This is a genomic window from Ruegeria sp. C11 (assembly GCF_056537725.1).
The window spans coordinates 145,672-163,653 of the sequence record NZ_JBQFSB010000001.1 but is presented as its reverse complement, the minus strand read 5'-3'; the positions used below and the strand labels follow the sequence as shown (position 1 = coordinate 163,653).

Annotated in this window: 18 protein-coding genes; 9 read left to right on the top strand and 9 right to left on the bottom strand. The window is 58.3% G+C overall.

From position 1 onward, the window contains the following. Nucleotides 1-2: 2 nt before the first annotated feature. From ACR0NA_RS00840 to ACR0NA_RS00820, 5 genes are read right to left on the bottom strand one after another with little or no spacing between them, the layout of a single operon-like run. On the bottom strand, nt 3-455 hold the full coding sequence (locus ACR0NA_RS00840; RefSeq protein WP_480725260.1) for a hypothetical protein: 453 nt from the start codon (nt 453-455) through the stop codon (nt 3-5). Further along, nucleotides 452-1,198 (bottom strand): ABC transporter ATP-binding protein, encoded by a 747-nt coding sequence (locus ACR0NA_RS00835; RefSeq protein WP_480725258.1) that lies wholly within the window; start codon nt 1,196-1,198, stop codon nt 452-454. The genes ACR0NA_RS00840 and ACR0NA_RS00835 overlap by 4 nt, the downstream gene beginning before the upstream one ends. Continuing rightward, nucleotides 1,195-1,977: an MlaE family ABC transporter permease gene (locus tag ACR0NA_RS00830; RefSeq protein ID WP_170652248.1), complete on the bottom strand. Its 783-nt coding sequence runs from the start codon at nt 1,975-1,977 to the stop codon at nt 1,195-1,197. The genes ACR0NA_RS00835 and ACR0NA_RS00830 overlap by 4 nt, the downstream gene beginning before the upstream one ends. After that, nucleotides 1,974-3,008, bottom strand: a complete 1,035-nt coding sequence (gene alr, locus ACR0NA_RS00825; protein ID WP_480725253.1) for an alanine racemase — start codon at nt 3,006-3,008, stop codon at nt 1,974-1,976. The genes ACR0NA_RS00830 and alr overlap by 4 nt, the downstream gene beginning before the upstream one ends. 45 nt (nt 3,009-3,053) lie before the next feature. Then, entirely contained in the window at nt 3,054-3,992 is a 939-nt protein-coding gene (locus tag ACR0NA_RS00820) for an isopenicillin N synthase family dioxygenase (RefSeq protein WP_480725250.1), read from the bottom strand. Between the two features lie 210 nt (nt 3,993-4,202). On the opposite strand from ACR0NA_RS00820, the gene ACR0NA_RS00815 reads away from it, so the two are divergent. Further along, entirely contained in the window at nt 4,203-4,955 is a 753-nt protein-coding gene (locus ACR0NA_RS00815) for a sulfite exporter TauE/SafE family protein (RefSeq protein WP_480725247.1), read from the top strand. Here ACR0NA_RS00815 and ACR0NA_RS00810 read toward each other — a convergent pair. From ACR0NA_RS00810 to pyrC, 3 genes are all read right to left on the bottom strand, one after another. Next, the gene (locus tag ACR0NA_RS00810; protein WP_170652256.1) at nt 4,952-6,442 is read right to left on the bottom strand and encodes a replicative DNA helicase; all 1,491 of its coding nucleotides are present in this window, start codon (nt 6,440-6,442) and stop codon (nt 4,952-4,954) included. The genes ACR0NA_RS00815 and ACR0NA_RS00810 overlap by 4 nt on opposite strands. 200 nt (nt 6,443-6,642) lie before the next feature. Further along, a complete protein-coding gene (locus tag ACR0NA_RS00805; RefSeq protein WP_480725245.1) occupies nt 6,643-7,320 on the bottom strand; it encodes an orotate phosphoribosyltransferase in 678 nt (225 codons plus the stop codon). Between the two features lie 123 nt (nt 7,321-7,443). Beyond that, on the bottom strand, nt 7,444-8,484 hold the full coding sequence (pyrC, locus tag ACR0NA_RS00800) for a dihydroorotase (protein ID WP_480725243.1): 1,041 nt from the start codon (nt 8,482-8,484) through the stop codon (nt 7,444-7,446). Between the two features lie 192 nt (nt 8,485-8,676). Here pyrC and ACR0NA_RS00795 point away from each other — a divergent pair, with 192 nt between their 5' ends. Together ACR0NA_RS00795 and ACR0NA_RS00790 are read left to right on the top strand one after the other, a co-directional pair. Continuing rightward, the gene (locus ACR0NA_RS00795; protein ID WP_480725241.1) at nt 8,677-9,585 is read left to right on the top strand and encodes an AAA family ATPase; all 909 of its coding nucleotides are present in this window, start codon (nt 8,677-8,679) and stop codon (nt 9,583-9,585) included. Nucleotides 9,586-9,643: 58 nt separating this feature from the next. Beyond that, nucleotides 9,644-10,903 (top strand): vWA domain-containing protein, encoded by a 1,260-nt coding sequence (locus tag ACR0NA_RS00790; RefSeq protein WP_480725239.1) that lies wholly within the window; start codon nt 9,644-9,646, stop codon nt 10,901-10,903. Between the two features lie 3 nt (nt 10,904-10,906). Here the strand turns inward: ACR0NA_RS00790 and ACR0NA_RS00785 are convergent, their stop codons facing one another. Next, on the bottom strand, nt 10,907-11,407 hold the full coding sequence (locus tag ACR0NA_RS00785) for a hypothetical protein (RefSeq protein ID WP_170652266.1): 501 nt from the start codon (nt 11,405-11,407) through the stop codon (nt 10,907-10,909). Between the two features lie 192 nt (nt 11,408-11,599). Between ACR0NA_RS00785 and ACR0NA_RS00780 the strand changes: the two genes are divergently transcribed. The 6 genes from ACR0NA_RS00780 (at nt 11,600) to ACR0NA_RS00755 (ending at nt 17,905) form a co-directional block, all read left to right on the top strand. Continuing rightward, complete coding sequence (locus tag ACR0NA_RS00780) at nt 11,600-12,154, top strand: YeeE/YedE thiosulfate transporter family protein (RefSeq protein ID WP_480725235.1); 555 nt, start codon at nt 11,600-11,602, stop codon at nt 12,152-12,154. Nucleotides 12,155-12,157: 3 nt separating this feature from the next. Continuing rightward, nucleotides 12,158-12,748, top strand: a complete 591-nt coding sequence (locus ACR0NA_RS00775) for a DUF6691 family protein (protein WP_480725232.1) — start codon at nt 12,158-12,160, stop codon at nt 12,746-12,748. Nucleotides 12,749-12,881: 133 nt separating this feature from the next. After that, complete coding sequence (locus ACR0NA_RS00770) at nt 12,882-13,850, top strand: XdhC family protein (protein WP_480725230.1); 969 nt, start codon at nt 12,882-12,884, stop codon at nt 13,848-13,850. Continuing rightward, nucleotides 13,847-14,848 carry a molybdopterin-binding protein gene (locus tag ACR0NA_RS00765; protein WP_480725228.1) on the top strand — a complete coding sequence of 334 codons (1,002 nt, stop codon included), beginning with the start codon at nt 13,847-13,849 and terminating at the stop codon, nt 14,846-14,848. The genes ACR0NA_RS00770 and ACR0NA_RS00765 overlap by 4 nt, the downstream gene beginning before the upstream one ends. Before the next feature lie 153 nt (nt 14,849-15,001). Continuing rightward, entirely contained in the window at nt 15,002-15,487 is a 486-nt protein-coding gene (locus ACR0NA_RS00760) for a (2Fe-2S)-binding protein (RefSeq protein ID WP_480449754.1), read from the top strand. A 54-nt stretch (nt 15,488-15,541) separates the two neighbouring features. Beyond that, nucleotides 15,542-17,905 (top strand): xanthine dehydrogenase family protein molybdopterin-binding subunit, encoded by a 2,364-nt coding sequence (locus ACR0NA_RS00755; protein WP_480725225.1) that lies wholly within the window; start codon nt 15,542-15,544, stop codon nt 17,903-17,905. Nucleotides 17,906-17,982 lie beyond the last annotated feature (77 nt).

Sequence of the window (17,982 nt, the reverse complement as noted above, 5' to 3'; positions counted from 1 at the left end):
GTTCATATTTGGGTGGAAACAATGCATAAACCAATCAGAAAACACGCGGAATCCAACTTTATCGGTCGACCTTCCCAATTGCGCAGGTAACGGGTTCGCAAATACAAACCCAGAATGATCGCAGTCGTGCCAAGTAAAAGGTTCAAAGAGCGGCTGTGGGTGTTTTCTACAAAAGACACCACAAACCAGGCTATTGTCGCGAAAGCAGCAAGTAAAAGAAGCGATTTTAACTCGCTGACTTTTTCTGAGGAATCCGGATAGCTTTCGGAACCGCCGTAGCCAAACTTTTGTTGGCGGGCGCTGTCTTCTACCTGAGCGAATTGCGTCCTGGACCTAGGGAGTACCGGAAATCCCGGAAAAATGCCTGATGTGACGGTTGCAAAGGCGAGTAAATAACTGGTGCCGATGCCTCTGACGAGGTCTGAAGCTTCTAACAGGTCCAGCCCGTTACTCACCGCACCGCCTCAATCGGCCCTTCCGCACTCCCGCTTATGAACTGTTCAAGATACGGATCGCCCGAGGCATCCATCTGCGCCACAGGGCCCGTCCATTGAATCACCCCGTCATGCAGCATCGCCACGTTGTCGGCAATCGCGCGGACGGAACTCATGTCGTGCGTGATGGTCATTGCGGTGGCGCCCATCTCGGTCACGATTTCGCGGATCAGGTCGTTGATGACACCCGACATGATCGGGTCGAGGCCGGTGGTGGGCTCGTCGAAAAAGATAATCTCGGGCTCGGCGGCGATGGCGCGGGCAAGGCCCACACGTTTTTGCATACCGCCGGAAAGTTCTGACGGGTACAGGTCAGCCACCTTGGCGCGCAGGCCCACGCGGCGCAGTTTGTCGATGGCGATCTCGCGTGCTTCGTCCACCGGGCGCTTCAACGACCCGCGCAGGAGGCGGAAGGCGACGTTCTGCCAGACGGGCAGTGAGTCGAACAAGGCACCGCCCTGAAACAGCATTCCAAAGCGCGCCCAAAAGGCGTCGCGGTCGCCTTTAGATGCGTCTTTGCCGTCGACATAGATATTGCCGCTGTCCGGTGTGATCAGCCCCAGAATACACTTGAGCGCAACAGACTTGCCGGTGCCGGACCCGCCGATGATGACCATCGAGGTGCCCTTGGGGATCTCAAGGTTCATGCCCTGCAGGACATGGTTATCGCCAAAGGCTTTATGTACGTTCTCCATCCGGATCATAGCGAGAAGAACACCCCCGTAAGCACGAAGTTGGCGGCAAGGATCAGTACGGCGGCGGCCTCGACCGAGCCTTTGGTGGCCCGGCCCACGCCCTGTGCACCGCGGCCCGAGGTCATGCCGTAATAGCAACCCATAATGGCGGCGATCATGCCAAAGACCGCGCCCTTGACCAAGGATGAGACGATGTCGCGGGTTTCAAGGAAATCCACGGTGTTCTGCAGATAGGCCGACGGGTTGAAGCCGAGGTTCTGGGTCGCCACGACATACCCTCCGGCGATGCCGATGATGTCGCCGACGCCAACAAGCACCGGTACCGTGATCAGCGCGGCCAGAACGCGAGGCGCAGTCAGGTATTTCATCGGATGCGTGGACAGGGTGACCAGCGCGTCGATCTGTTCGGTTACTTTCATCGTCGCGATTTCCGCTGCGATTGACGACGTGACGCGAGCGGCGATCATGAGACCGACCAGAACGGGGCCAAGTTCGCGCACCATGCCGATGGCGACGATCTGAGGCACCACCGCCTCGGCGTTGAAACGCGCGCCGCCGGCGTAGATCTGCAGGGCCAATGCGCCACCGGTAAAAATTGCGGTCAGCCCGACCACCGGCAGCGACAGCCAGCCGATGTTCAGCAGGGCCATGCCGAATTCACGCGGATAAAACGGCGGGCGAAAGATGTGCGACACCGCATCCAGGGCGAACAGGGCAACCCGACCAAAGGCGGCCAGAACGGTCAGCACCGTCCGGCCAAGCCCGGCGAGCGCAGCAAGAGGGTTCATTCCACGTAGCCCCGTGAATACCTGGCGCCCATCGACGTCAGGATTTCATAGCCGATCGTGCCCGCCGCTTCGGCCAGGTCGTCCACGGTCTGGTGCCCGTTGAGAATGCGGAGCCGGTCCGGTTCATAGTCGAGGTCGGTTACGTCAACGGTGATCAGGTCCATCGAGATGCGGCCGACGACCGGGCAGGGGTGATCACCCGCGAAGGTGTCAATCCCGCCGCCGATTGCGCGATGCAGGCCGTCAGCGTAACCAGCTGAAACCGTTGCGATCTTGGACGGACGGCGCGCGGTCCATGTGTTGCCATAGCCAACAGTTTCGCCCACAGCGACGTCGCGGACCTGAATGACGGGCAGGTCCACCGTCACGACGGTCTTGCCCTCAGCAAATGGCAAGCCGCCATACAGGCCGATACCCGGGCGGCAGAAATCAAAATGGAATTCGGGGCTAAGTAATGTACCACCCGTCGCTGCCAGAGAGCGCGGTGCCTTAATACCGTGGGTCAATTCCCGGAACGCATGCAATTGCTGTTGGTTCATCGGGTGGTTTGGTTCGTCAGAGCAGGCCAAATGAGACATGACGACCTTGGGGTTCAGGGGCAGGGCCTTGTGGCGCAACTCGGCCCAATCCGCGGGTTCCAGCCCCAGCCGGTTCATTCCGCTGTCGAGCTGTATTCCGAACGGATGATCCGGCAAGGCTTCGAGGTGTCGCTGAAACTGCGCCGGAGAGTTGATCAGCGGCGTCAGGTCATGCTGACGCAAAAGATCGGCGTCGCCTTCCATATGACCCGAGAAAACGGCAATCAAAGGACCCGGACCCAGCGCTTCGCGAACGGCGACGCCTTCTTCGGCGGCGGCAACAAAAAACTTGCGTGCGCCAGCTTCGGCAAGGGCGCTGGAAACCGGTCCGGCGCCCAGACCGTAGGCATCGGCCTTGACCACGGCGCCGGTTTCGACACCCGTCTTCGCGTCAAGCGCCCGCCAGTTCTGGGCGAGCGCCATAAGATTGATCGTCAAACGTGCAGTACTCATGCCCCGTTCATGACATCGCAACGCTGCAGGTCAAGAGGGAAAGCCTCAATTTCCAGAGGGTTTGTGCGCGTCATAAGCTGCTTCCAGCTCACCCCTCAGAAAATCTGCAAATAATAAGGGCTCAAAGCGAGGTTCCCCTGTTCCTGGCAAGGGCTCGATCATTGTGTTCACATGAGGATCAAAGAAGAACGGAACGCTATATCGTTCACGACCGGAACGGTTGATGACGCGGTGCGGGGTGGACAGAAGCCGCCCGTTGCTCATCCGGTGCAGCATATCTCCGACATTGACTACAAACGCGCCGGGACGGGTGGGCACGTCGACCCAGTTACCGGCAGGCGTTTTGACTTGTAAACCGCCCACATTGTCCTGTGATAGCAACGTCAGGCAGCCGAAATCCGTGTGCGGGGCCGAGCCAAAAAGATCGTCGGGGCTGGCATCCGGCTGGGGTGGATAGTGAAGCAGGCGTAGCCAGATCGTCGGTTCGTCGAAGGCGTCAAGCGTGGAAGTATCAGCAACATCAGCGGCCTGCAGGGCGATCCTCATCAATCTGCGGCCCAGATTCGACATCTCGTCTGTATAGGCCTGCAACGTTTCACGAAATCCGGGCAGGTCAGGCCAGCGGTTCGGGCCTGACAGATAGACGTCCGGGTCGGCCTTTTCGTCCTCGCGCATCATCATGAAGCTTGCGGACTGGTTTGGTTTGGTAACATCCGCCAAGGTTGAGTTGACGTCCGTAGAGGTGTTGATCGGGATGTAACCGCGATGGCTGCGGTCAACGGTGATCGCCATCTTGTTTTCCAATGGCAGCGCATGGAACCGCTGGGATGCGTCGTAGACGGCCTCGACCAGGGCCGGATCTATGCCGTGGTCTTCGATATAGCCAAAACCGGTTGTGCCATAGGCCGCGCGAAACTCGGCGGCGATTTCGGAATCGGTACGGTCACCCAACCGAATGACGGGGATTTCTGTGAATTCAGTCATATCTTTCTCGCTTTGAATTGGATTGTCGCAGGGCGGTTTGCGCCCCCGGGCTATCCGGCAAAGCGTTTCCGGCGGTGGCCGAAATGCCGCGCGAGAATTTCGCGACGCGGCAGAGGGGAAAGATACATCATCATGGGATGATCTGTGCCGCAGCGTTCAGTTCAGGTCAAGGGGATTGCGCGTCCCTAGGTAACGAAGTGAGATGCCGGGATGGAAACGATGAACATCGCCACTGCTTTGATCCTGCTGCCAGTCGGCATTCTGGCCGGTGCCCTGAACGCTGTGGCCGGAGGGGCAACGTTTTTCACCTTTCCTGCGCTGATGGCCGTTGGCTTGCCGCCGATGACCGCCAACGCCACAAATTTTGTGGCCCTAGTACCGGGTAATCTTGCCGCCTTACCTGCGTTTCGGGTCGAGTTGAAAGCCATGCGCACTGCCATCCTTCCTTTGCTGTTTGTCTGTGGCGGTGGAGGAATTGTCGGAGCGATTGCTCTTTTGTGGTTTGGGAACAGTGTGTTCGAAGACCTTGTTCCTTGGTTGATGGGTTTTGCGACCCTTCTTTTTGCAGCGGCACCTGCTTTGCGCCGCCGAATCTCGGGTCATGCGGCCGGAAAAGCTGTTATCTGGCCCGGGCTGTTTCTTTTCTCGGTTTACGGGGGGTACTTCGGGGCAGGATTAGGACAGATCATGCTGGCGGCCCTTATCCTTGCGGGCTACGACGATTTTCATCGTGCCAATGCGCTAAAAAATGCAGTGGTTGGATGGGTCAGCGTTTTGGCCGTCGGAATCTATGGGCTTGGTGCGGCCATTGCATGGCCGCATGCGCTGATCATGATGGTTGGTGCCACGATAGGTGGATATGGCGGCGGAGTGGTGTCCAGACACGTACCACAACAGGCCTTGAGGCTGATCGTGATTGCGTTTGGCGCGCTGCTGACCGGGTATTATTTTCTGACCGGTTAATAGCCTTCGATCTGGCCACCTTGCTGCCACGGTTTCACCAGATTGCCAAAGCGGGTGAATTGGGCCTCGAAGGACAGTTCGACCGTGCCGATGGGGCCGTGGCGCTGTTTGCCGACGATAACTTCGGCTTTAGCATGAAGTCGTTCCATGGCCTGCTTCCACTCTTCCATCTTTTCCAGCTCGTGATCGCCGGGCTTTTCTCTCTCCTTGTAGTACTCCTCGCGGAACACGAACATCACCACGTCGGCGTCCTGTTCGATCGAGCCCGATTCCCGCAGGTCAGACAGCTGCGGGCGTTTGTCGTCGCGGTTTTCAACCTGACGGCTAAGCTGAGACAGAGCAATCACCGGGATGTTCAGTTCCTTTGCGATGGCCTTCATACCCATTGAAATCTCGGCAATCTCGTTGACGCGGTTGTCTGCCATGCCACGGCAGAGCTGCAGATAGTCGATCACCAGAAGGTCCAGCCCATGCGTTCGCTTCAACCGGCGCGCCCGGGCGGCCAGTTGCGAGATCGGCAGGGCGGGGGTGTCGTCAATAAACAAGGGGCAGGCCTCAAGTTCCTTGGCGGCATCGACGAAGCGGCGGAACTCGGCCTCGGTCATGTCACCCTGACGGATCTTGTGGCTGGAAATCTCGGACGCTTCGGCCAGAACACGGCCCGCCAACTGTTCGGCGCTCATTTCGAGGGAAAAGAAACCGACCACGCCGCCGTCAATCGCACCCTCGGTGCCATCCGGTTTCAGGCCGCGCTTGTAGGCTTTGGCGACGTTGAACGCCACGTTGGTCGCCAGCGAGGTTTTCCCCATCGACGGGCGCCCCGCAAGGATGATCAGGTCAGAAGGATGCAGGCCACCCAGCTGTTTATCGAGGTCGGCCAGACCGGTGGAGATCCCTGCCATGCCGCCACCGCGCTGGTATGCTTCGTTGGTGACGTTGACGGCTTCTGTGACCGCCTTGAGGAAGGACTGGAAACCCTGTTCGGTCTGGCCCTGCTCGGATAACTGATAAAGTTGCTGCTCGGCCTCGACGATTTGTTCTTTTGGCTCGCTGGAAACTTCAACCCGCGCGGCCTTGTCCGAGATGTCCCGGCCCAGCCGGATCAACTCGCGCCGGATGGCAAGGTCATAGATCATCTGGGCATAGTCATGCACGGCAAAGGCACTGATCGATGCACCCGCCAGTTTGACCAGATAGGCAGGCCCGCCCAGTTCCTTCAAACCTTCATCTTCGGCCATGAAGGATTTCAGCGTCACAGGCGAGGCCAGCGCATTCTTGGCGATGCGGGCGGCGGCAACCTCATAGATGCGCGCATGGACCGGATCGTAAAAATGATCGGCCCCAATGACTGATGCAACCCGGTCATACAGGTCGTTGTTTGTAAGGATCGCACCCAGAAGCTGCTGCTCGGCCTCAATGGAATGCGGCATGGTTTCGGCATTCTGAATCCGAGCTGCCGCCTGCTCGATACTGCTTATCTCGTTCATTGCTGCTCTCACCGTCCCTTGGACAGAGGCCATAACGCGGCGCCGTGAGTCGGCGCAAATTGTATGTTTTCTGGGGATATGCTGTGCATATCTCTAACTTCCCTCATATTGAAGGATCGAGGGGCATTGCGTCAACATATTGTGTGGGAAACGCCCGCCGAGGGCGAAGCGTTTCCATTTCAACAACAGTTTTCGTCACGTCAGGATTTGCGGGCTTCCTGCCATGCACGAGGGTCGTTCAGAAACGTCTCGACCCCATCCAGTGTTTCCTGATCGAATGATCCTTGTGCCTTGGCCTCGGCCAGAACATCCCACCAGGTGCAGAGGTGATGCAACTGAACACCATGATCTCCCAATGTTTTTTCGGTCTCCGGGAAGATGCCGTAGTAGAATATTACGGCGGTGTGGGCGCAGGTCGCACCGGTGTCGCGGATCGCATCGACAAAGCTGAGTTTCGAACCGCCATCGGTAGTCAGATCCTCGACCAGCAGCACCCGCTCACCCTCACTCATCGCGCCTTCGATGCGGGCGTTGCGACCGTAGCCTTTGGGTTTCTTACGCACATAGGTCATGGGCAGGGCCATGCGCTCGGCCACCATCGCAGCGAAAGGAATGCCTGCGGTTTCTCCCCCGGCGATGTTGTCGAACGCTTCGAAACCCGCATTGCGCATCACGGTGACCGTCAGGAAATCCATCAGGGTCGAACGGATACGCGGGTACGAGATCAGCTTTCGGCAGTCGATATAGGTCGGGCTGGGCAGGCCACTTGCCAGTGTGAATGGCTCGCGCGCGTTGAAATGCACGGCCTTGATTTCCAAAAGCATCCGCGCCGTGAGGCGGGCGATTTCCGTGGCGTCAGGGTAAGAACTGGGGATCATCGGTGTCATCCTTGAAAGAAAGCGGTCTTCTACTCGGTTCAAATTCGGCCGCCGGAGGCCCTAAACCCGGGCGCTTTCGCTAGAGGCTGGTTATCGCCGTCCGTATTTGAAAACGAAAAGAAGTCAGAGAGTTACACTCCAGTGCAGAGGGAAACCGGGGTCGAATACGGTCACGGGTCCATCATCGGTGTTGATCTTGTCGGGATAGGTTACAGGCTGGCCTTTGGTCAGCGTGATCGTTTCCTCGTTCACCGGCAAACGATAGAAGGCAGGGCCATTAAGCGACGCAAACCCTTCAAGCTTGTCGAGTGCATCCACCCGCTCAAACATCTCGGCCAGTAATGACATGGTGTTGGTGGCGGTGAAGCAACCGGCGCAACCGCAGGCCATTTCCTTGTTGGCGTCGGTGTGCGGTGCGCTGTCCGTACCAAGGAAAAACCGGGTATCGCCCGATGTTGCCGCAGTCAGCAGGGCCAGCCGGTGTTCTTCGCGTTTGGCAACGGGCAGGCAGTAATAGTGTGGCTTGATCCCGCCAACGAGGATATGGTTGCGATTGATGATCAAGTGATGGGTCGTGATCGTTGCACCCAAATCGGATTCGTTGGACCTGACGTAGTCGACGCCATTTGAGGTGGTAATGTGCTCCATCACAACCCGCAGCCCCGGAGTGGCCTTGCGGATGGGGTCAAGGACCCGGTCGATGAATACCGCTTCGCGGTCGAAAATGTCGATTTCGGCATCGGTCACTTCGCCGTGTACGCACAATGGCAAACCAATCTCGGCCATCTTCTCGAGCACGCCGCGCACCTTGTCGAAATCGCGCACACCTGAGGCCGAGTTTGTTGTCGCCCCGGCAGGATACAGCTTTACCGCTTTGATCAACCCGGTGGCGTGGGCGGCGGCCATATCTTCGGGGTCCGTATCCTCGGTCAGGTACAGGGTCATCAGCGGCTCGAACGTCATGCCGTCGGGCAGCGCGGCCAGAATGCGTTCACGATAGTCGGAAGCCTGTGCACCAGTCACCACGGGCGGCACCAGATTGGGCATGATGATCGCGCGCGCGAAATGGCGTGCGGTTTCGGGCAGAACGGCCTGCAGCATGGCGCCATCGCGCAGATGCAGATGCCAGTCGTCGGGGCGGCGGATCGTAAGGCTGTGGGTCATGGCGCATCCGCTAGCACAGCCTGTGCGGGCGGGAAAGTCCCGTCAGTGAAACGCGGTCGATTTGTCCATCTGATCAAAGAAAGGCGCGCGTCAGGGTTGCCAATTGAACAGTCCGGCGTAAATCCCCGAAAGATCACGGACTTGACGTCCGCTCGCCGCCGTGACCTGTTGTGCCAAGGGAGAAACCATCACATGACGCAACCACAAACCATCGACGCCGTGCAGGAATTGCTTGGTTCACAAGGCTATGTATGTGGCAGGGCGCTGGCCACGGTTGTGTTCCTTTCGCTCAAGCTTGGCAGGCCGTTGTTTCTGGAGGGCGAGGCAGGGGTAGGCAAAACCGAAATCGCCAAGGCCTTGGCCGCAGGTCTTGATCGCCGGTTGATCCGGTTGCAATGCTATGAGGGGCTGGACGCGTCTTCGGCCGTTTATGAATGGAATTTTCCGGCTCAGATGGTGGCGATCCGAACCGCTGAGGCTGCGGGAGGTGCTGATCGCGCCGCGCTGCAAACCGAGCTGTTCTCGGACGAGTTTCTGGTGGAACGTCCGCTATTGCAGGCCATGCGCCCGGATGAAAATGGCGCACCGGTTCTGTTGATTGACGAGTTGGATCGCACCGACGAACCGTTCGAGGCATTCCTGCTGGAAGCGCTCAGCGATTTTCAGGTGACGATTCCCGAATTGGGAACTGTCCACGCCCCTGAGCCGCCAATCGTGATTGTGACGTCCAACCGCACACGCGAAGTGCATGACGCGCTTAAGCGGCGGTGCCTTTATCACTGGGTCGACTATCCGGATTTCGACCGTGAAATCGAGATACTGCACGCCCGCGCGCCAGAGGCCGCCGAGACACTCAGCCGCGAGGTGGTGGCGTTTGTCCAGCGACTGCGTACCGAGGATCTGTTCAAGAAGCCGGGCGTTGCCGAAACCATCGACTGGGCAAAGTGCCTTTTGGCACTGGATGTCATCAACCTTAGCCCCGAAGTGATCGGGGACACGCTTGGCGCGATTTTGAAATATCAGGACGACATACAGAAACTGCAGGGGTCTGAGGCAAAGCGTATTCTGGATCAGGCAAAAGCCTCGCTTGAACCGGCATGAGGCTTTTTCTGTTGGGCAATACCTCGGGGGTATGGGGGCAGCGCCCTCATGGCGGATAATGGCAGAGCAACTTCCGCTGGATATTCCCGACGACCCCAAACTGGCGCAGAACATCACCCATTTTGCACGTGCCTTGCGCAAAGCGGGTCTGCCCATCGGCACGGGCCGGGTCGTGGATGCAATCCGGGCAGTAGAGGCGGCGGGATTTACCGAGAAAGAGGATTTCTTCTGGACGCTGCACGCCTGTTTCGTCAGCCGTCCGGAACATCGCACCGTATTTGCTCAGGTTTTTCGGCTGTACTGGCGCGATCCGCGTTATCTTGAACATATGATGTCCATGATGCTGCCTGCCATTCGCGGCGTGCAAGAAGAGCGCAAGGCGGATGCCGGGGAAAAGCGTGCAGCCGAGGCGTTGCTGGATGGGGTCGAACGGGATCTTCCCGACATTCCGGAACAGGAGAACGAAGAAACCGAGCTGGATATCGACGCCTCTCTGACCGCCTCGACTGAAGAGCGGTTGCGAAAGCTGGATTTCGAACAGATGAGCACCGAAGAAGTTGCGCAGGCCAAACGCTTGCTGGCGCGGTTATCGCTTCCGGTAAAGCCCATCGAATCCCGCCGCGGTCAAGCCAGTCATCTGGGGCACCGGATCGACCGCGCCCGGACCTTGCGCGCGGCCATGCGCCAGGGAGGGGAGTTGCGGAACATAGCGCGGATGCAGCCCAGACCACGCTGGCCCAATCTGGTGGTGCTGTGCGATATCTCTGGTTCGATGAGCCAATACAGCCGCATCATCCTGCATTTTCTGCACACCGTTTCAAACAACAAGGGGGCGGGATGGGCCCGGGTCCATGCTTTCACCTTTGGCACGCGGTTGACCAATATCACCCGCCATCTGAACCAGCGCGACGTTGACGCGGCGCTGGCTGCCGCCGGCTCAGAAGCGCAGGACTGGGAAGGTGGAACTCGGATCGGAGAGTGCCTGCATGACTTTAACCGAGACTGGTCGCGGCGCGTCATGGGGCAGGGGGCCGTAGTGCTGCTGATCTCGGATGGTTTGGAGCGTGGCGATGCACAGAGCCTTGAACGAGAGATGGAGCGTCTGCATCTGTCCGCGCGCAGGTTGATCTGGCTAAATCCGTTGCTTCGGTGGGATGGTTTCGCACCAAAAGCCAAAGGCGTCGCGGCCATGTTGCCGCATGTTGACAGTTTCCGCGCGGGACATTCGATCGCTTCGCTGGAAGATCTGGCGACTGCTATTTCGGCCCCAGATGATGTGGGTGAGAAAGCCCGACTGATGGCCGCGCTTTCCCGGTAGAGATTAAGACAACTGCTTTTCGTTGCACTCGCGGGCCATTTCGATGGCCTTGTAGGTGCCAGTCAGATCGACGGTAAAGCCGAACTCTTTTTCAGGAAAAACAGCCATGACTTTTTCCTTGGCGACAGCATCGACAAAGCTGGGGTCGTCGGTCAGGACATATCCACCTGAATATCCTTTGGTGATATTGCCGCGCATCCCGGTTGCCTCACCAACATAAAGCTGGTCGCCCAGCAGGATCGCCACGCCTTCCTTCTCGCCTTTTTTGATGTCTGTCTTGGCTTTTGTGAAGACGCCGACATAAGCTACGGCGCGATCTTTGGTCAGGCCCATCTGCACAACGTTTTCAGCGTCATCGACGGCCTCGATCAGGCAGGATTTCTTTTCATTATCTATGAAGACCTTCCAGCCTTCGACCTCTCCGTAGCGCTCGAAAGTGTCGGCCCAGGCCGAAGTGGATGCCAGAAGGCCAAGTGCTGTGCCAATCGCAAGAAAACGTTTCAAGTCATAGTCTCCGTTTTAAAATTCCCAACCATGCAAGCGCTTAGCGCCTTTGGTCATCGGCAAGCTAGGGTCGAAACCCCCTACAATCAATCCTTTGTGTTTTTTGAATGTGACTTTGATCTATGTCATGCGAGATTTGGAATATGTAATGTATTCCGAAAGCGGAATGTAATTATGCCGAAAGGACACCTCATGCCTCTGAACTGGAAAATCGGAGGGCTGTTGCTGGGATTGGTCTTCTTTGCTGCGGTCCTGCTGGTCAAGCCGATCGGCGTATCGACGCAGTTCGTTATTCTGGACGGCCTTCTCGCCGATACAGTTAACCCAGACTTCGTGACGACAACCGATGAGGGTGGATACACATCAAGCAATGCATATCTGGCCAAGTCGAATGGAAAATATGCCAAGTCTGTCTCGAACCCTCTGAATTACTCGTTTGTATTTGTGATTGCGATGATGATCGGAGGTTTGGTCTCTGCCAAGGTGCGCGGCGGTATTTCTAGCACCGAACGCCAGATACCGGCCCTGTGGCGCGCCAATTTCGGGGACAGCCCGGCCAAACGATATGCGGCGGCATTTCTGGGTGGGTTTGTAGTGCTCTACGGCGCGCGTCTGGCGGGGGGCTGCACCTCGGGCCATATGATGTCGGGGATGATGCAGACTGCGGTCAGTGGATACATCTTCGCAGCCGGGGCATTCGCCGCTGCCATCCCGGTTTCTCTTTTGATGTTCAGAAAGGAGGCGTGATCCATGACCTCGATCCTTCTTGCACTGGTGATCGGAGCAGCCTTTGGCGCAGTTCTGGATCGCGTTGGTGCCTCTAACCCATCCTACATTAATTCGATGTTGAACCTCACTAACCTCAATCTTGCCAAATCGATACTGTTGGCAATTGGCGTGGGCTCGGTCCTGATGTTTGGCGGCCAGATGCTTGGCCTGGTTGATGTGGGGCATATGTCGGTAAAGACAGCCTATGCAGGCGTCTTTTTGGGGGGGCTCTTGCTGGGGGCCGGCTGGGCCTTTTCCGGCTATTGCCCCGGCACCGGTTTGGTTGCCGCCAGTTCGGGCCGCAAGGATGCGCTGTTTTTCATAGCAGGCGGACTGTTGGGTGCGGCGGCTTACATGACTTCTTATCCTTTTTGGAAATCAACCGGGCTTCTCAACAAAATCGCTGGTGGCAAAGTCACGTTGGGAACCGTTCCGGGCGCGGATTATGACGGGCTGACGGCAATTCCCGGTGATGTTCTGGGCATTGTCCTTGGTCTGGCCCTGATCGCCGTTGCATTTGCCTTGCCGGAGCGCCTTGCGGGGCGTCCAACGCAGCCTCAGCCAGCCGAATAGGCACAGGAATGCGCGCGGCAACTCGCGCTATCATGTGCCGCGCGTTGCGGCCCGGCGATCCGTGTTCCCGCCGGGCCGCTTTTCATTGCGCCAAACCTCCCTATGTTGATCCCAGACATTCCCGGAGGGTTCCATGGATCGATTCGACAGCAGCCCCGAAACCGCGCTGGACTGGTACCGCGACGGAACCGGCGCAGCACTTGCGACCGTTGTCGAAACCTGGGGCAGCGCGCCCCGGCGGGTGGGAGCGCAACTTGTTGTAGGTGGTGATGGGCGGATCGAAGGTTCCGTTTCAGGCGGCTGTGTCGAAGGCGCGGTCATCGTCGAAGCGATCGAAGCCATAGAGGAGGGCGATGCCCGGCTGCTAGAATTCGGCGTCAGCGACGAAGACGCCTTTGCCGTCGGGCTGGCCTGTGGTGGAACGATCCGCGTGCTGGTTGAGCCTGTGGGATCAGTCCTACCGGAGGCTATGCTGGCAGAACTGGTCGCAGCCCGAGCCAACCGTGAGCCATTGGCCTATGAGGTCAACATCGAGACCGGGAAACGAGCCCTGCGTCGCAATGCTTATTCGGACCGTTTGAGGGCCGATCGATCCGGCTTCGAAGAGGACGGGCAGACATTTGTCGCCGTGCATAACCCTCCACTACGTTTGATCGTTGTCGGCGCAGTTCATATTGCGCAGGCGCTGGTTCCGATGGCACGGATCGCGGGTTATGATCCGGCGATCATCGATCCGCGCGAGACCTTCGCCTCAAACGCGCGCTTCCCCGGGGAACGCATTCTGACGGACTGGCCTGACGAGGCTGTGGCGAGCTTGGGGCTGGATTCGCGAACGGCCCTGGTGTTGCTGACCCACGATCCCAAGCTGGATGATCCCGCATTGCAGGCTGCTCTGAGTGCCGGAGTGTTCTATATCGGAGCGCTGGGGTCTAAGAGAACGCACGCCAAGCGCGTGGACAGGATGAAGCAGGCCGGTTTCTCGGATGAGCAAATAGCACGCATTCATGGTCCGGTTGGTCTGGACATAGGTGCTGCCGGACCATCGGAAATTGCTGTTGCCATCTTGGCCGAGATGACCGCCGTTTTGCGGGGAAAAGCATGAAATTTGGGCCTGTTCCGGTTGATGAAGCCGAAGGGGCAATTCTGGCTCACTCCATCACGGTTGGTGAAGAAAAGATCCGAAAGGGTGTAATGCTGGACGCCCGGCATATCTCGAAGTTGATGGCCGGGGGCGTTACCGATGTCATAGTGGCACGAATGGAGGCCGGCGATTGCCACGAGGATGAAGCAGCCGGGATGCTGGCCAAAGCACTTGTGCCCGAGCCCGAGCAGGTCAACCTGCACGTGACTGAAGCGTTTACCGGCCGGGTGAATATTCTGGCTGACGGGCCGGGCGTTGTGGTTCTGGATATCCCGGCGATCCAGCAATTCAATCAGGTGCACCCCATGATCACGGTGGCCACGGTTCCGCAATACCAGCAGATGGGACCGCGGGGCATGGTGGCGACGATCAAGATTATTTCCTATGCCGTACCTCGGGCGGACGTATTGCGGGCCGCGAATCTGGCGCGGGATGCCGTCCGGCTGATACCGCCGGTTCACAATACGGCGGGCCTTGTGGTTACCGATATCCCGGGCGGGCCGCCCAATGAAAAGGGCATCGCAGCGATCCGGGCCCGGGTTGAGGCGTTGGGCATGGATTTGTGCGACGTTCAGATCGTACCTCACCGAATTCCTGATCTGGCAAGGGCGATTTCTGATCTGAAAGGCGAGGTCGCAATGATCCTGACCGGCTCAGCCACGTCCGACCCGGCTGATATTGCGCCAACTGCCGTGCGGGCGGCGGGCGGCAGTGTCGATCGGTTTGGAATGCCGGTTGACCCGGGAAATCTTTTGTTTCTTGGCGCTCTTGGCGAGCGACCCGTCATTGGTCTGCCCGGTTGCGCACGCTCGCCCGCGCTTAACGGGGCTGACTGGGTTTTGTCCCGGGTGGCCTGCGGCATTGAAACCACTGGCGCAGATATCGCCGGCATGGGTGTCGGGGGATTGCTCAAGGAAATTCCCACCAGACCGCAACCGCGCGCAGGCAGGGTAAAGTGACGCAACGGCATTTTTGTCCGTCAGACCCACTGCAATAGGTTTAAAAAGTCGGGCGCTGTGGTCGAAGGAAAATTCGGTAAATATTTTTGTTCTCAAACGAATTTTCCCATGTTTAACTCAGGGCCAAGGGAGAAAATCAAAAGGGAGGATCTCATGACACAGGTCTCAATGACCGTGAACGGGAAGGCCGTGACCGGGGATGTCGAAGGCCGGACCCTGCTGTCCAGTTTTCTGCGGGAACATCTGTCGCTGACCGGAACCCATGTCGGTTGCGACACGGCCCAGTGCGGTGCCTGCGTTGTTCACGTTGATGGCGAGGCGGTCAAATCCTGCAACATGCTTGCGCTCGAGGCTGATGGGGCTGATGTCGGAACGATCGAAGGACAGGCCGACGAGGATGGTTCGCTGAACGTGATCCAGCAGGCGTTTCAGGACCACCATGGCCTGCAATGCGGATTCTGCACACCGGGCATGGTGATGAGCGCGGCGGCGCTGCTGAAAGAAAACCCGCGCCCGACTGAGGCGGAAATTCGCAAGTATCTTGAGGGCAACCTGTGCCGTTGCACCGGATATCACAACATCGTCAAGGCGATCATGGCCGCATCCGGTCAGGACGTGAGTCACATCGCCGCCGCGTAAGGCGGCCACAGAGAATTTTCGACGAAAATTCTTTTCCAGGGAGGAGAACAAGCAATGCCCAAAGACAGTGGCATCGGAGCCAGTTCCAAGCGCCGCGAGGACGTGCGCTTTCTGACCGGAGCAGGCAACTATACAGATGACATTAACGTTCATGGTCAGGCGTATGTCCATTTTCTGAGATCGGATATGGCGCATGGCCGTATCAAAAGCATTGACACTTCGGCGGCCGAGGCCATGCCGGGGGTTGTGCGGGTGTTTACCGGTAAGGACTTTGAAGGCGTGGGCGGGATGCCCTGCGGCTGGGAAGTGGCCGACCGTCACGGCGCGCCGATGCAGGAACCGCCGCATCCTATTCTGGCGCAGGGTAAAGTGCGCCATGTGGGCGATCCGATTGCAGCGGTGATTGCGGATTCGCTGGAGCAGGCGCGCGACGCTGCTGAGGCGATAGATGTGGACCTCGAGGAACTGCCTGCCGTGATGGATATGAAGGCGGCAGCTCAGGAAGGTTCCACCCTTGTCCACGACGACCTCAAGAACAACATCTGCTATGACTGGATGCTGGGCGAGGCGGACAATGCCAAGGTGGACGAAGTGTTCGCCAACGCGTCGCATGTCACCACTCTGGAGCTGGTTAATAACCGTCTTGTTGCCAACCCGATGGAGCCCCGCGTGGCGGTGGCCGAATACAACAGGGGCACTCAGGATTATACGCTTTATACCACGTCGCAGAATCCGCATGTGATCCGCCTACTGATGTGCGCCTTTGTTCTGGGTTTGCCTGAACACAAGGTACGCGTCGTGGCACCGGATGTCGGCGGCGGCTTTGGAACAAAGATCTTCCACTATGCCGAAGAGGCGTTTTGTACCTTTGCGGCCAAAGCCTGTAACCGGCCGGTGAAGTGGACATCCAGCCGCAGCGAAGCGTTCATGTCGGATGCGCAGGGCCGTGATCACGTGACCAAGATTGAACTGGCGCTGGATGCGGATAACAATTTTGTCGGCCTGCGTACGGATACCTACGCCAACCTTGGTGCGTATCTGTCGACCTTTTCCAGCTCGGTTCCCACCTGGCTGCACGGGACACTGATGGCAGGCAACTACAAGACGCCGGTCATTCAGGTGAACGTGAAGGCGATGTTCACCAATACTGTCGCTGTCGATGCTTATCGCGGTGCCGGACGGCCCGAGGCGACCTATCAGATCGAGCGTGTGATCGACAAAGCCGCGCGTGAGCTGGGCGTTGATCCAATAGCTTTGCGTCGGCAGAACTTTATCACTCAGTTCCCGTATGACACTCCGGTGGCGTTGACCTATGACACCGGCGATTACAACGGAACGATGGATAAGCTGGAGCAGGCTGCGGATCTGGCAGGTTTTGCCGGTCGTCGCGCGCAAAGCGAGGCCAATGGCAAGCTGCGCGGTCTGGGCGTCAACTGCTATATCGAGGCCTGCGGCATCGCCCCATCAAACATCGTCGGCATGCTGGGTGCGCGCGCGGGTCTTTATGATGCGGCGACCGTTCGGGTGAATGCAACCGGTTCGATCAGTGTGATGGTCGGGGCGCACAGTCACGGACAAGGACATGAAACATCGTTCCCGCAGATTGTCGCGGACATGATCGGTATTGACGAGTCGATGGTCGAGATTGTGCATGGCGATACGTCCAAGATTCCCTTTGGCATGGGTACCTATGGGTCCCGGTCGCTGGCGGTCTGTGGATCGGCCATGGTCAAGGCGACCGAAAAAGTCATCGACAAGGCCAAGACGATTGCCGCGCACCTGTTGGAAGCCTCAGAAGCTGATATCGAGTTGAAGGATGGCCAGTTCACTGTGGCGGGCACCGACAAGTCCGTGGCCTGGGGGGACGTTACTCTGACGGCTTATGTTCCGCATAACTATCCGCTGGAATTCACCGAGCCGGGGCTTGAAGAGACGGCATTCTATGATCCGGCGAACTTTACTTACCCAGCGGGTGCCTATGCCTGCGAAGTTGAGGTTGACCCGGAAACCGGTCAGGTCTCGATCGAAAAGTTCACGGCGGCGGATGATTTTGGTAACATTATCAATCCGATGATTGTTGATGGTCAGGTCCATGGTGGCATCGGTCAGGGCATCGGTCAGGCACTGCTGGAGAACTGTGCCTATGACGAGAATGGTCAGCTGCTGAGCGCTTCTTTCATGGACTACGCGATGCCGCGTGCGGATGACGTGCCGTTCTATGGTGTCGATCATTCCAGCCAGACGCCTTGCACCCACAACCCGCTGGGCGTGAAAGGCTGTGGTGAGGCCGGGGCAATCGGGTCACCGCCGGCTGTGGTCAATGCTGTGGTCGACGCGCTGCAATCGGGCGGCAAGGCGGTCGATCATATCGACATGCCGGTTAGCCCGTCGCGCGTTTGGGCGGCGATGAACAGCTGAATGAATGCTGAGAGGCTGGGGGCAATGCCCCCAGACCCCCAGAGTATTTATAGCCAGATGAAGAACGGATCGGTGTT

What these genes read in the sequence shown, in the direction of transcription:
- ACR0NA_RS00835 (WP_480725258.1), bottom strand. Translation starts at nt 1,198, where the DNA reads ATGATCCGGATGGAGAACGTACATAAAGCCTTTGGCGATAACCATGTC.
- ACR0NA_RS00830 (WP_170652248.1), bottom strand. Translation starts at nt 1,977, where the DNA reads ATGAACCCTCTTGCTGCGCTCGCCGGGCTTGGCCGGACGGTGCTGACC.
- alr (WP_480725253.1), bottom strand. Translation starts at nt 3,008, where the DNA reads ATGAGTACTGCACGTTTGACGATCAATCTTATGGCGCTCGCCCAGAAC.
- ACR0NA_RS00820 (WP_480725250.1), bottom strand. Translation starts at nt 3,992, where the DNA reads ATGACTGAATTCACAGAAATCCCCGTCATTCGGTTGGGTGACCGTACC.
- ACR0NA_RS00815 (WP_480725247.1), top strand. Translation starts at nt 4,203, where the DNA reads ATGGAAACGATGAACATCGCCACTGCTTTGATCCTGCTGCCAGTCGGC.
- ACR0NA_RS00810 (WP_170652256.1), bottom strand. Translation starts at nt 6,442, where the DNA reads ATGAACGAGATAAGCAGTATCGAGCAGGCGGCAGCTCGGATTCAGAAT.
- ACR0NA_RS00805 (WP_480725245.1), bottom strand. Translation starts at nt 7,320, where the DNA reads ATGATCCCCAGTTCTTACCCTGACGCCACGGAAATCGCCCGCCTCACG.
- pyrC (WP_480725243.1), bottom strand. Translation starts at nt 8,484, where the DNA reads ATGACCCACAGCCTTACGATCCGCCGCCCCGACGACTGGCATCTGCAT.
- ACR0NA_RS00795 (WP_480725241.1), top strand. Translation starts at nt 8,677, where the DNA reads ATGACGCAACCACAAACCATCGACGCCGTGCAGGAATTGCTTGGTTCA.
- ACR0NA_RS00790 (WP_480725239.1), top strand. Translation starts at nt 9,644, where the DNA reads ATGGCAGAGCAACTTCCGCTGGATATTCCCGACGACCCCAAACTGGCG.
- ACR0NA_RS00780 (WP_480725235.1), top strand. Translation starts at nt 11,600, where the DNA reads ATGCCTCTGAACTGGAAAATCGGAGGGCTGTTGCTGGGATTGGTCTTC.
- ACR0NA_RS00775 (WP_480725232.1), top strand. Translation starts at nt 12,158, where the DNA reads ATGACCTCGATCCTTCTTGCACTGGTGATCGGAGCAGCCTTTGGCGCA.
- ACR0NA_RS00770 (WP_480725230.1), top strand. Translation starts at nt 12,882, where the DNA reads ATGGATCGATTCGACAGCAGCCCCGAAACCGCGCTGGACTGGTACCGC.
- ACR0NA_RS00765 (WP_480725228.1), top strand. Translation starts at nt 13,847, where the DNA reads ATGAAATTTGGGCCTGTTCCGGTTGATGAAGCCGAAGGGGCAATTCTG.
- ACR0NA_RS00760 (WP_480449754.1), top strand. Translation starts at nt 15,002, where the DNA reads ATGACACAGGTCTCAATGACCGTGAACGGGAAGGCCGTGACCGGGGAT.
- ACR0NA_RS00755 (WP_480725225.1), top strand. Translation starts at nt 15,542, where the DNA reads ATGCCCAAAGACAGTGGCATCGGAGCCAGTTCCAAGCGCCGCGAGGAC.